This window comes from Serpens gallinarum, assembly GCF_014836765.1.
Classification (GTDB): domain Bacteria; phylum Pseudomonadota; class Gammaproteobacteria; order Pseudomonadales; family Pseudomonadaceae; genus Serpens; species Serpens gallinarum.
Genome location: NZ_JACSQG010000002.1, coordinates 277,063 through 289,934 on the forward strand (window position 1 = coordinate 277,063; position 12,872 = coordinate 289,934).

13 protein-coding genes are annotated in these 12,872 nt (G+C 61.0%); 9 read left to right on the forward strand and 4 right to left on the reverse strand.

What is annotated here, in order from left to right:
• Nucleotides 1-24 precede the first annotated feature (24 nt).
• The 3 genes from H9642_RS06535 to hemB all read right to left on the reverse strand — a co-directional run bounded on the left by H9642_RS06535 (nt 25) and on the right by hemB (nt 4,726).
• Nucleotides 25-1,020 carry a DctP family TRAP transporter solute-binding subunit gene (locus H9642_RS06535; protein WP_251835617.1) on the reverse strand — a complete coding sequence of 332 codons (996 nt, stop codon included), beginning with the start codon at nt 1,018-1,020 and terminating at the stop codon, nt 25-27.
• A gap of 477 nt (nt 1,021-1,497) precedes the next feature.
• Complete coding sequence (ppk1, locus tag H9642_RS06540) at nt 1,498-3,639, reverse strand: polyphosphate kinase 1 (protein WP_251835822.1); 2,142 nt, start codon at nt 3,637-3,639, stop codon at nt 1,498-1,500.
• Between the two features lie 79 nt (nt 3,640-3,718).
• Nucleotides 3,719-4,726 carry a porphobilinogen synthase gene (hemB, locus tag H9642_RS06545; protein ID WP_251835618.1) on the reverse strand — a complete coding sequence of 336 codons (1,008 nt, stop codon included), beginning with the start codon at nt 4,724-4,726 and terminating at the stop codon, nt 3,719-3,721.
• 406 nt (nt 4,727-5,132) lie between these two features.
• On the opposite strand from hemB, the gene elbB reads away from it, so the two are divergent.
• On the forward strand, nt 5,133-5,792 hold the full coding sequence (gene elbB, locus H9642_RS06550; protein WP_251835619.1) for an isoprenoid biosynthesis glyoxalase ElbB: 660 nt from the start codon (nt 5,133-5,135) through the stop codon (nt 5,790-5,792).
• 147 nt (nt 5,793-5,939) lie between these two features.
• Nucleotides 5,940-6,410 carry a thioesterase family protein gene (locus tag H9642_RS06555; protein WP_251835620.1) on the forward strand — a complete coding sequence of 157 codons (471 nt, stop codon included), beginning with the start codon at nt 5,940-5,942 and terminating at the stop codon, nt 6,408-6,410.
• A gap of 514 nt (nt 6,411-6,924) precedes the next feature.
• Here the strand turns inward: H9642_RS06555 and flgA are convergent.
• Nucleotides 6,925-7,605, reverse strand: a complete 681-nt coding sequence (gene flgA, locus H9642_RS06560; protein ID WP_251835621.1) for a flagellar basal body P-ring formation chaperone FlgA — start codon at nt 7,603-7,605, stop codon at nt 6,925-6,927.
• A gap of 184 nt (nt 7,606-7,789) precedes the next feature.
• Here flgA and flgB point away from each other — a divergent pair, with 184 nt between their 5' ends.
• From flgB to flgH, 7 genes are all read left to right on the forward strand, one after another.
• Entirely contained in the window at nt 7,790-8,149 is a 360-nt protein-coding gene (flgB, locus tag H9642_RS06565; protein ID WP_251835622.1) for a flagellar basal body rod protein FlgB, read from the forward strand.
• Nucleotides 8,150-8,151: 2 nt separating this feature from the next.
• Nucleotides 8,152-8,580, forward strand: coding sequence for a flagellar basal body rod protein FlgC (gene flgC, locus H9642_RS06570; RefSeq protein WP_251835623.1), 429 nt, complete (start codon nt 8,152-8,154; stop codon nt 8,578-8,580).
• Nucleotides 8,580-9,245, forward strand: coding sequence for a flagellar hook capping FlgD N-terminal domain-containing protein (locus H9642_RS06575; protein WP_251835624.1), 666 nt, complete (start codon nt 8,580-8,582; stop codon nt 9,243-9,245). The genes flgC and H9642_RS06575 overlap by 1 nt, the downstream gene beginning before the upstream one ends.
• Before the next feature lie 29 nt (nt 9,246-9,274).
• A complete protein-coding gene (flgE, locus tag H9642_RS06580; protein ID WP_251835625.1) occupies nt 9,275-10,471 on the forward strand; it encodes a flagellar hook protein FlgE in 1,197 nt (398 codons plus the stop codon).
• Nucleotides 10,472-10,484: 13 nt separating this feature from the next.
• Nucleotides 10,485-11,213 carry a flagellar basal body rod protein FlgF gene (locus H9642_RS06585; protein WP_251835626.1) on the forward strand — a complete coding sequence of 243 codons (729 nt, stop codon included), beginning with the start codon at nt 10,485-10,487 and terminating at the stop codon, nt 11,211-11,213.
• A 207-nt stretch (nt 11,214-11,420) separates the two neighbouring features.
• Nucleotides 11,421-12,203, forward strand: coding sequence for a flagellar basal-body rod protein FlgG (flgG, locus tag H9642_RS06590; RefSeq protein ID WP_251835627.1), 783 nt, complete (start codon nt 11,421-11,423; stop codon nt 12,201-12,203).
• Between the two features lie 8 nt (nt 12,204-12,211).
• Entirely contained in the window at nt 12,212-12,871 is a 660-nt protein-coding gene (flgH, locus tag H9642_RS06595) for a flagellar basal body L-ring protein FlgH (protein WP_433962681.1), read from the forward strand.
• Nucleotide 12,872: the final 1 nt, after the last annotated feature.

Genomic DNA, 12,872 nt, shown 5'->3' on the forward strand with positions numbered 1-12,872 from the left:
CGGATGCCGTGTTGAACTGTCGGCTCAGCGCTTGCGATTGACGGCCAGCGCTGCACGAATCACGTCAGTGCCGATTTCGTCTTCATAGCGCTTCCAGACCGGCAGCATGGCCTGGCGCCAGGCTTCACGCTCCGCATCGCTGAGATCGATCACCTTGACCCGTCCGGCGGCCAGAACCTTCTGGCGGTCACGCGCATTCAGCGCTTCCGCCTCGGCATTCACCACATGGGTCACTTCAAGAATGATGTTGTCCAGCTCGCTGCGGATCGCATAAGGCAGGCTGTGCCAGAACGAGGTATTGGTGATCAGCATGTAGTGCAGCACGCCGTGGTTACTCTCGATGATATGAGACTGCACGGTATCGACCTTCTGGCTGACGATGTTCGACCAGGGGTTTTCCGCGCCTTGTACCTCGCCGCTTTCCAGTCCCTTGAACATCTGTCCGAAGGCCAGGCGCACTGCCTGGGCGCCGATCGATTCGAATTGGCTTTCCAGCACGGCCGAGTTCTGGATGCGGAACTTTAATCCCTGGGCGTCCTTGGGGAGCCGTAAGGCGCGATTGGCCGACAATTGCTTGAGGCCGTTGCTCCAATAGGCCAGCCCGGTGATCCCGTGACTGGTCATGGAACGCAGCAGTTCCTGGCTTTTCTCGCGCTTGCCGAAACGCTTGACCGCTTCGGCGTCATCGAACAGGAACGGCAAGTCGAAGACCTGCAGCTGCTTGGTGTAACGGTCGAATTTGGACAAGGACGGCGCGAGCAGCTCGACCTGGCCATTGAGCAATGCCTGCATCTCGTCGGCATCGCCGTAACGGGTCGAGTTGGGATACACCTCGACCCTGACCTTGCCGGCCAGGCGTTCTTCCGCGAGTTGCTTGAATAGCAGCGCGCCTTTGCCCTTGGGGGTGTCATCGGCCACCACATGGGCGAAACGGATCAGGATCGGCTGGCTCTCCTGAGCGTGCAGGGGGGTAATGATGGAGAGCGCCAGCAACGCGGCCACGAGACATGATGGGAGCATCTGGATTTTCCAGCCTACACAGTGACCAAGCCGGCAACGATCCGATAGCCGGCTTGCATCAAAAAATACGCGGATCGCGCGCACGCTGGCGTCCTGCTGGTGGACGTCGCTGATCCGGGAATGAGGCCGTTGCACCTGTGTGCAACGGCCGACTGCTGCCTGGCTTGTGGCCACGCAAGGTGGAGTTTTGGCCATTGGCCCAAAACGTGCCGTCTACTCGGTCACAGGTATGAGAAATGGCGCGCAAAACGGGCGGGATGACTTGAGCTAACCCGGCTTAGGGCGGGCTGTGGATTGCTGCGGCGAGCGGGCTTCATCACGGGTTTCCAACCCTCGTCGTGGATAGTCCCGGCAGCGCAAGCCGCGGGATCCCTTTATGTGCCGGGCATCGAACCCGGCTGCTGCGGCCTTTACGTCATCCCAGGGCTGAGGCGCGCTTAACCAGCCAAGGGCGCGACTTACGTCGCGCCCTGACGGTTAGCGTACTGTTAGCAGCGGCGTGCCAAGGCGATCCAGCAAAATGGCTTGGCTGTTGCGCGGGTGGGCATTGCCCGTCGGGCTGTTGCGCACGTAGCGGCCATCGGACTGCAGAATCCAGCTCTGGGTGTTGTCGGCGAGGTAGGTTTCCAGCTCCTTCTTGACCCGCAGGGTGAGCTTTTTACCTTCTACCGGGAAGCAAGTCTCGACGCGCTTGTCGAGGTTGCGCTCCATCCAGTCGGCACTGGCCAGGTAGATCAGCTCCTCGCCACCGTTGAGGAAGTAATACACTCGGCTGTGTTCCAGGAAGCGACCGATGATCGAGCGCACGTGAATGTTGTGCGACACCCCAGGAATGCCCGGGCGCAGGCAGCACATGCCACGCACGATCAGGTCGATCTTCACCCCGGTCTGGCTGGCCTTGTACAGCGCCTTGATCATCTTCGGATCGGTCAGCGAGTTGACCTTGACGATAATGTGCGCGGGTTTACCCTCGCTGGCGTTCTGGGTTTCGCGCGTGATCAGGTCCAGCAAAGTTTTTTTCAGCGTGAAAGGCGCGTGCAGCAGTTTTTTCATGCGCAGCGTCTTGCCCATGCCGATCAACTGACTGAACAGCTTGGACACGTCCTCGCCGAGCGCCACGTCGGCGGTCAGCAGGCTGTAGTCGGTGTACAGGCGGGCATTGCCGGCATGGTAGTTGCCGGTGCCCAGGTGTGCGTAACGGCGCAGTTCGCCGTTCTCGCGGCGCAGAATCAGCATCATCTTGGCGTGGGTCTTGAAGCCGACCACGCCATAGATCACCACCGCCCCGGCGGCTTGCAGGCGACTGGCCAACTGCAGGTTGGATTCCTCGTCGAACCGCGCGCGCAACTCGATCACCACGGTGACCTCCTTGCCGCTGCGCGCCGCATCGACCAGTGCGTCAACGATTTCCGAGTTGGCTCCCGAGCGGTACAGCGTCTGCTTGATCGCCAGCACGTTGGGGTCTTTGGCGGCCTGGCGCAGCAGGTCGATCACCGGCGTGAAAGACTCGTAAGGATGCAGCAGCAGGATGTCCTGCTTGGCGATCACGCTGAAAATGTTCTCGCTGTTCTGCAACAACTTGGGAATGGTTGGGGTGAACGGCGTGTACTGCAGGTTCGGCTGGCTGTCCAGGCAGGTGATGCTGAACAGGCGGGTCAGGTTGACCGGGCCGTTGACGCGGTACAGCTCGTTTTCCGCCAGGTTGAACTGCTTGAGCAGGTAGTCGGCCAGATGACTCGGGCAGGTGTCGGCCACTTCCAGGCGCACCGCATCGCCGTAACGACGCGACAACAGTTCGCCGCGCAAGGCGCGGGCCAGGTCTTCCACGTCCTCCGCATCCACCGACAGGTCGGCGTTGCGGGTCAGGCGAAACTGGTAGCAGCCCTTGACGCTCATGCCGTGGAACAGATCGTCGGCATGGGCATGGATCATAGAGGAGAGGAACACGAAATTGTCACCCGCGCCGCCCACCTCTTCAGGAATGCGGATCACCCGTGGCAGCATGCGCGGCGCCGGCAGGATCGCCAGGCCTGAGTCGCGGCCGAAGGCATCGATGCCCTCCAGCTCGACGATGAAGTTCAGGCTCTTGTTGACCAGCAGCGGAAACGGATGGGTGGGATCCAGGCCAATCGGCGTGATGATAGGCGCAATCTCGTTGCGAAAATAACGCCGCACCCAGGTTTTGATCTTGGGCGTCCAGTGCCGGCGGCGAATGAAACGCACCTGCTGCTTGGCCAGCTCGGGAAGCAGCACATCGTTGAGAATCGCGTATTGCCGCTCGACTTGCCCGTGTACCACTTCCGCAATGAGCGCCAGTGCCTGATGGGGTTGCAGTCCATCGGCACCGGCCAGTTCGCGGGCAAAGGTGATCTGCTTCTTCAGCCCGGCGACGCGGATCTCGAAAAACTCGTCGAGGTTGCTGGAGAAGATCAGCAGGAATTTCAGACGTTCAAGCAGCGGCGTGGATTCATCCAGCGCCTGTTCCAGCACGCGGATGTTGAATTGCAACTGTGACAGCTCTCGGTGGATGTACAGGCTGCTGTCGTCCAGATTGGGAATCACCGGCGGCGCCTCGACCACGGCCGGCAGGTTGTCGGTGATCGTGACCGTTTCGACCATCACCGCGGAGGCTGTGTCGAGTGGGATGCTGTCGGTGAGTCCTTCGCTGCTCATTTAGGTTCCTGTGTTACTGCTGTTATCAGGGTTTCAACAACTGCGCGGCGCGGACTGCAAAGTAGGTGAGGATGCCATCGGCACCGGCACGCTTGAAGCCGACCAAAGATTCGAGAATGACCGCCTCGCTCAACCAGCCGTTCTGGATAGCTGCCATGTGCATGGCGTACTCGCCGCTCACTTGGTAGGCGAAGGTCGGCGTCTTGAAGGTTTCCTTCACCCGCCAGACGATATCCAGATACGCCTGGCCGGGCTTGACCATCACCATGTCGGCGCCTTCGGCCAAATCTGCCGCCACTTCATGCAGGGCTTCGTCGCCGTTGGCCGGGTCCATCTGATAGGTGTTCTTGCTGCTCTTGCCCAGGTTGGCGGCCGAGCCCACTGCATCGCGGAACGGGCCGTAGTAGGCGCTGGCGTACTTGGCCGAGTAGGCCATGATGCGGACATTGGAATGGTCGGCCAGTTCCAGCGCCTCGCGGATTGCCTGGATGCGTCCGTCCATCATGTCTGACGGCGCAACGACCTGGGCGCCAGCAGCGGCATGGGACAATGCCTGCTTGACCAGTGCATCGACGGTCACGTCGTTCTGCACATAACCGTTCTCATCGAGGATGCCGTCCTGACCATGGGTGGTGAACGGGTCCAGAGCCACGTCGGTGATGATGCCCAGCTCCGGGAAACGTTCGCGCAGGGCGCGGGTGGCACGCTGGGCAATGCCGTCCGGGTTCCAGGCTTCAGCGGCGTCGAGGGATTTTTTCTCCACGGGCGTGACCGGGAACAGTGCCAGCGCCGGGATGCCCAGTTCGACCCAGGTCTCCGCTTCCTGGAGCAGCAGATCGATGGACAGCCGCTCGACGCCGGGCATCGACGTTACGGCCTCACGCTGATTTTCGCCATCCAACACGAACACCGGCAAGATCAGGTCATCGACGGTCAGTACATTCTCGCGCACCAGACGACGGGAAAAGTCATCCTTGCGGTTGCGCCGCAGGCGGGTGGAGGGGAACAGGCGATTGGCGGGGGTAAAGCTCACGGCAGACTCCAGGGCGCCAGGCGTGTGGCGCAAGTGTGACAGTTATAAGGCGTCATTATGACTGCTTGATGACGCCACGGCGTCCGTGGGGAATTGCACCGAACGCGCCAGATGACCATTGTTGGCTAGGGTCAGGGTCGCTGGCAAACGGCAGCCGAATGACCGTTTGACGCAGATCAACAGCGGTAGGACACGAAGTGGACCTTGCACAGGCGGGTGTGGGGGCAATCACGCTGCGAAGGCGGTGGCATGGCTGGACATGCGGCTGTGCTCGGCAAAAAGCTTCGGCCCAACGTCGGGCCTCCACGGTTTGTTGCGCGGTATGGCCTGACACCCAGACCTCGTGCACCCGGTAAGTAGCAGGTAGCATGTCCAAGGCCCTTACTCTTTCCTGGAGAACGAAAACATGCACAAGAAAGTCGCTGTGATTCTGTCTGGCTGCGGTGTTTATGATGGCGCCGAGATCCATGAAAGCGTACTCACCCTGCTGCGCCTTGATCAGCGTGGCGCCCAGGTACAGTGCTTCGCACCGAATATTGCGCAGTTGCATGTCGTCGATCATCTCAGCGGCGACGAAATGTCCGAAAGCCGCAACGTCCTGGTGGAATCCGCACGCATTGCTCGCGGCAAGATCAAAGATCTGCGCGAAGCCAAGATTGATGACTTCGATGCCCTGATTGTGCCGGGCGGCTTCGGCGCGGCGAAGAACCTCAGCGATTTTGCCGTCAGCGGTGCGCAGTGCACGGTGAATCCTGAGGTGCTGAGAGTTGCCCAGGGCTTCGCCAGCGCGGGCAAACCGGTGGGACTGATCTGCATCGCTCCGGCCATGGCGGCAAAGATCTATGGCGCTGGGGTGGTTTGCACCATTGGTACCGATGCGGATACGGCCACAGCGCTGGGCCAGATGGGCGCCGAGCACCAGGATTGTCCGGTCGAGGACATCATCGTCGACGAGCAACGCAAGCTGGTCACCACACCGGCCTACATGTTGGCCGAATCGATTAGCCAGGCTGCGTCCGGTATCAACAAGCTGGTGGATCGGGTCCTGGAGCTCAGCGAAGGTTGATGGTGAACGCTGCGTCTGAAGAGCGACGGCCCTTGCGAGGGCCGTCAGCTGCAGGCCATTCCGGACAAACTGCCGGCTTGCTCTGCCGCGCCTCTTTTCAGTCGCGAGCCGTTAGGTGAACGTGGCGGCCTACTGTCGGAGCCGCCCATGATCAGTCCATCCTGTGAACTCACACCCGAACTGCGCGAGGCCATCGGCCATTTTTTCGCGCGCATTCCGTTCAATCAGGTCCTGGGCATCGAAATTGACGAGTTGTCGTCAGCGCGGGTGACCATGCACCTGCCGATGCGCCCCGAGCTAATTGGTAATTTCGTGCAGGGCATCCTGCACGGCGGGGTGATCGCCACCTTACTGGACGTGGCCGGCGGTGCCATGGCGTTGATCGGTGCCTGCGAGCGCCACGCCGGCCTGCCGGCGCAAGAACGCATGGCGCGGCTGTCGCGCTTGGGCACCATCGACCTGCGTATCGATTACCTGCGCCCCGGCCGCGGCCAGCTTTTTACCGCTCATGCCGTGCCGCTGCGCGCGGGTAACAAGGTTGCGGTGGTACGCAGCGAGTTGCATAACGAAGACGGCGTGCTAGTGGCGGTGGGTACTGGCACCTATTTGTGCGGGTAGGGTGCTATTTGGCCCCGCACAAACGTACGGCGGCCTCGCCCGTTGCTGGATATTGGGGAAAGAAACACGGAGATCACCGGGCAGCCCGCATTCGCGGCGAGGGCGCGACTCCCACACCGAAAAGCCGTGCCCGGCACAGGTTCCGGTAGGGGCGAATTCATTCGCCTGGCATCGAGCGTTCCGGCACCTGCGGGGATGCGACGAACTACGCGGCTGATGCCTTTGTGCATGTCGCAGCGGATGCGTGGGCTGAAGGTCATGCGCCAGGCGAATGAATTCGCCCCTACAAAATCGCGTCATGCAGCGCCGAGTGGAAGGCGCGGCGCAGGCGTTGCGCCCGCCCTTGGGCTAGCAACGTTTAACGCAGACACAGCCGAACCGAACACGGGACGCTCCGCGTCCCTTCTGAGGCGCACAGCGCCTCGGGCTGCATTCCCACGCGGAGCGTGGGAGTGATCGACCTGGCCTTCTGGATTCCCGCCTTCGCGGAAGTAACGACTTATACAGCGCTTCCTTAGCGGAACGTGCTAGTCACTACGCCTTCGCCCGTCACTTGCGTCTCGATGATTTTTTCGCTGCTCTGATTACGCACCCTGATGAGGTCACCGGCGCTGCCGTTGCTCAAGGCCTCGCCTTGCGTCGCGGCTTCGATGCCGTCATGGGTGGCGACAATGGTTACCATCTGGCCACGCCGCACCAGCAAGGGCGCGCCGAGCAACCGCGGGCTGAGTACCTGGCCGGTGCGAATACGCCGCTTGGCGCTGAGGCCTTCGATGTCGGCAACTCGACCATAGAACCCTTGGCGATTCTTGCTGACACTTTGCCGGCGGGCGAGTACATCGTCGGCGCTGAGCGACTGGTCGCGTTCCAGAGTATGGCGGGCGACCAGCAGCCGTACGCTGATGTCGGCCTGGCTGGTCACGTTCACGCTCCAGGCGGGCGCGGCGCACTCGATTCGGTAGCGTTGCCGACTGAGGAGTGCCGGGCGGGGTGACAGGTTATTGACCTGTAAGTCCTGCGTACAGACCGGCAATTTTTGCGTGCTGCTGGGCAGTGTGTTGTCCAGATGCAGGCGTGGCTGCTGCCAGCCATGCTGGCGGATCTCGTGATGCAGGAGCGGCTGTAAATGATTGCGCAGCGCCTGATCAATCTGTTCGCTGACGCCGCCAGCCTGGCTTTGCGAAGCAAGCAACATGACCAGGCAGGCGGAAGCAACACTTCCGCTGCGGCGTCCTTTTGCCGTCAAAGACGGAAATCCGCGTCCCCGACGATCGTCTGTAACGCTGATAAAGCCTAACAAAATCAATTACCTGCTAAATGATAGCGGAATGGCATGAAAGCTGCTGTCCACTCCCCAGTGACGGTTTTTTGGGGGAAGCATGAGTATACGGATTGATGACGTGGTTGGGCTGCATGCCCATGCGCTCGAAGTGCGCATGCAGCGCAGCGAAATTATTGCCGCCAACCTGGCCAACGTAGACACCCCGGGCTTTCAAGCCCGCGATATTGACTTCGCCCGGGAAATGAGCCGCCTGGAAAGCAGTGCCGAACTGTCTCAGTCCAGCCTCGCTTCGCCGTTGCAGTACCGGGTGCCGTTCCAGGCGTCTCTGGATGGCAATACCGTGGAGCTGGGTGTCGAACAGGCCGAGTTCTCGCGTAACGCCATGGACTTCCAGACCAGCCTGACCTTCCTAACCATGAAATTTCGCGGCCTCAAGCAGGCCATTGAAGGACGTTGACGATGGCCTTTGAATCCATTTACCGCATCGCCGGCTCAGCGATGAATGCCCAGACGGTACGCCTGAACACCGTGGCCAGTAACCTGGCCAACATCGATTCGGCGGCCACGTCCGCCGAGGATGTCTATCAGGCGCGCCGGCCACTGTTCGCCGCCGTGTACAACAACGATGAGCTGACGCGAGGCGTCGGCATGGGCGGTGCCCATGTACAGGTGCTCGATGTGGTCGCCGACCAGCGTGAGGCGGTGAAGCGTTACGAGCCCGGCAACCCCTTGGCGGGCGCCGATGGCTACGTCTTTTACCCGGCGGTCAATCAGATCGAGGAAATGACCGACATGATGTCGGCGACCCGCAGCTTCGAGACCAGCGTCGAAGTCCTCAATCGCCTCAAAAGCATGCAGCAGGGTCTGCTGCGTCTCGGAGAAGCCTGATGAGCGTTGATTCGATCAACTACTCGCGCAGTAGCGCGCTGACCAATGAAAACGCGCTGCCCAGTGCAGCAGTGGACCTCAGCGAATTGGGCGTGATGGAGAACAACTTCATCTCTCTGATGGTTGCGCAGATCCAGAACCAGGATCCGACCAACCCGGTGGACAGCAGCCAGTTCCTCCAGCAGTACGCCAGCATGTCGCAGGTCAAGAGCATGGAGAACATGGCCACCCTGCAGCAGAGCAGCCTGGTGCTGGCCGACAATCTGCAGACCCTGACTGCTGCGGGACTGGTAGGTCAGGAAGTGTCGGTGAACGTAGAGAGCCTCGAGCTGAATGATCAGCCGGTCAACGGTCAGTTCACTCTGGATAACTACTCGGGCAAGACCAGCCTGCTGCTGACCGACTCCAATGGCACTGAAACCGTCATTCAGCTGGGTGAGCAGGCTGCCGGCAAGGTCGCCTATACCGTCGATCCTGTGGCGCTGGGCCTCAAGCCCGGCCAATACAGCATTCAGGCATTCAACGCCGACGATCAGCGCCTGACCGTCGAGGTCAACGGCCTGGTCAAGGATGTGCGCGTCAGCAACACCGGGCCGGTCCTCAACATCGCCGGCGCCGGCAGCGTGCCGTTCTACAACATCGTCGAGTTCGGCCAGCGCAGCTGAGCCTGATCCTATTCCGAGGAAAGATCGTCATGAGCTTCAACATTGCCCTGACCGGCCTCAACGCCGTCACCGAACAACTGAATACTGTCAGTAACAACATCGCCAATACCGGCACCACCGGCTTCAAGTCCTCGCGCACCGAGTTTGGCAGCGTCTATGCCGACACCCAGGCCATGGGCGTGGAGGTACTCGGCAACACCCAGAGCATCAGCCTCGGCGGCGCGCTGGTGAACACCGGCCGTACCCTGGATATGGCCATCTCCGGTGGCGGCTTCTTCGTGGTCAAGGGCACCAGTGGCGAGACTCAGTACACCCGTGCCGGGGTATTCGGCACTGATGCGGCCAACTACATCGTCAATGCCGCCGGGCAAAAGCTGCAGGGCTACCCCACCGACGCCGACGGCAACCTGCTGACGGGTAGCTTGGGCGATCTGCGCATCAAGGCATCCACTCTGCCGGCCAAGGCGACCGACAGCTTGGAGTTCGTCGCCAACTTGGATGCAAACGAGGTTCCACCAGCAGTGGCCTTCGATCCGGCTAATCCAGGCGATCCCAATGGGTACAACCACACCTATACAACCAAGGTGTACGACTCGTTGGGTAAGGAGCATACCCTGACCCAGTACTTTGTTAATACTGGGGCCAATACATGGGACGCTCATTACTACCTCAATGGAGCTGCGATGACTCCGGCTTCGCAGGCGATAACCTTTAATACGGACGGCAGCCTTGATACGGGTGGGGCTGTAACCCTTGACGGTATTACGCCTCCCGGCGCTACTCCCTTGGAAATCGTTATCGACTACACCGGCACCAGCCAGTATGGCACCGACTTCGGTGTCTCCACCAACCTGGCATCGGGCTACACCTCCGGTGAACAGACCGGCGTGGGCATCGACAGCAAGGGCAATGTGTTCGTCAACTACAGCAACGGCCAGAGCCAGCAGCAGGGCCAGGTCGTGCTGGCCAGCTTTATCAACGCCGAAGGGCTGAAGAACGTCAGCGGCACCTCCTGGGTGGAAACCATCGACTCCGGCGCTGCGCTGATCGGCACTGCGGGCGTTGCCCAGTTCGGCAAGATCAACGCCGGGACCCTGGAAAACTCCAACGTCGACCTGACTGAGGAACTGGTGACCTTGATGCAGGGCCAGCGCAACTACCAGGCCAACACCAAGGTGATCTCCACCCAGAAGGATCTCGACCAGATCCTGTTCAGCGCGATGTAAGGCGGAATCATCCATGGATCGTTTGGGTTATACCGCGATGACTGCGGCCAATCGCAGCATGCAGGCACTGCAGATTCACGCCAACAACCTGGCGAACGTGAACACCGCCGGCTTTCGCGCCGACATGGAACGTGCCGCCGCCGTCGAGGTGGAAGGCTACGGTTACGACAGCCGTCATATGGCGCGGGTGGAGAACAACGGCGTCGACCTTACCCCGGGCCCGGTGAATTTCACCGGCCGGGCGCTGGACGTGGCGGTCAAGGGCCAAGGCCTGCTGACCGTGCAAAATGGCGCCGGCGCCGAGGCGTATACCCGCAACGGCAGCTTGCAGGTAGACGCCGAAGGGCAACTGACTGTCGGTGGTCGCCTGCTGCTGGGTGAGGATGGCCCGCTGGTGCTGCCGGAGTACGATCAACTGCATATCGGCACAGACGGCACGGTGTCGGTGGTGCCGCGTGGCGATTTCCTGATGGTCGAGGTGGGCCGTATCCGCCTGGTCGACAGTCAGGGCGCAGACCTGATGAAGAATGCCCAAGGGCTACTGATCCCGCGCGACAACCAGCCCTTGGCAGCCAACGAAGACATCACGCTAGCCAGCGGTTATCTGGAATCGAGCAACGTCTCGTCCATCGACCAGTTGGTATCGACCATGAGCCTGAGCCGCCTGTTCGAAACCCAGGTGAAGATGATGAAAGCCGCCGAAAACCTCTCCGAGGCAGGCAATCGGCTGATTCGCGGCTAAGCAAAACGAAGCCGTTGCGTTGCAAGGGCGCGCTAAGTGTGTGGGGCCGATTTCATATCGGCAGCGGTGTTCGGGTGGTGATCGGGTCATGTTGTGACTTCGCAGCCGAAGTAAATTCGGCCCCACCCCAAGAGCACTGCGCCGAAGCAATCACTATTATCCGCCCCTGGCATTGCCAGGGGCAGGCACTGAAAAGAGGATTAACCGATGAGTTCGGCACTTTGGGTCAGCAAGACCGGTCTGGTCGCCCAGGATATGGCAATGACCACCGTGGCCAACAACCTGGCCAACGTGAATACCGTCGGCTTCAAGAGCGACCGCGCAGTATTCGAGGACCTGTTTTACGCCATCGAGGTGCAGCCCGGCGCCCAGGCCGATCAGGTCAACACCGTGCCGTCCGGCCTGCAGATGGGCAATGGCGTGCGCGTGGTCGGTACCCAGAAGGTCTTTACCGAAGGCAACATCCAGACTACTGGCCAGCCGATGGACCTGGCGATCATCGGCCAGGGCTTCTTTCGTGTGCAAGGCCCCAATGGCGAGGACTATTACACCGAGAACGGCCAGTTCCAGCTTAATGCCGAAGGCATGATGGTCAATTCCCAGGGGCTGCCGCTGGCCGATGAGATTCTCGTGCCGGAAGGCAGCAGCGGTTTCACTGTGGGCAGCGACGGCACCGTGACCGTGGTCAATGCCCAAGGGGTGACCGAAGACCTGGGTCAGATCCAGTTGGTCAACTTCCTCAACCCGGCTGGTCTGGAGGCCCTGGGCGGCAACCTGTACCGCGAAACCGTGGCCAGTGGCGAACCGGTTGAGGGTACTGCGGGTGAGGATGGCCTTGGACAACTCAAGCAGCGCGTGCTGGAAGGTTCCAACGTGCAGGTGGTCGAGGCCATGGTGCAGATGATCGCCATCCAGCGCGCCTACGAGGCCAACGCCAAGGTGCTCGACGCCAGCTCCGGCATGCAGCAATTCCTCAACCAGACCGTTTGATGACCATGATGCGCACGCTTTGTCTGTGGATTGCTGTGCTAATGCTCGGTGGGTGCGCCAGCTTCCACGAGCTGCGCGAAGACGCCGATACCACCGATTATGCTCCGCCGGAACTGGACTACGAGCAGTCGACGACGGTGGCGGGAGGGTTGTACCGGGGCTTTGGCAGCTCGTTGATCAACGACAACCGCGCTTTCCGGGTTGGCGACATCCTCACTGTGGTGCTCAACGAATCGACCCAATCGAGCAAGAGCGCCGGTACCAGCTTTGGCAAAGAGTCCTCCATCGGTATCGGCGTGCCCAATGTCTTCGGTCGCGAGTACGACCGCCTCGGGGCGTCCGCCGATGCCCAGCGCGACTTCTCCGGTTCGGCGAAAAGCTCGCAGCAGAACACCCTGCTCGGCTCCATCGCGGTCACCGTGCACAAGGTGCTGCCCAGTGGCGTGCTGCTTGTGCGCGGCGAGAAGTCGTTGCGCCTCAACCAGGGCGATGAATTCATCCGCCTGAGCGGTCTGGTACGTCCCGACGATATCAACCGCTTCAACCAGGTGTCCTCGCAGAGCATCGCCGATGCGCGGATCTCTTATGCCGGGCGCGGCGTGCTCAACGACAGCAACTCGGCCGGCTGGCTGACGCGCTTCTTTACCAGCCCCTGGTTCCCCTTCTAAG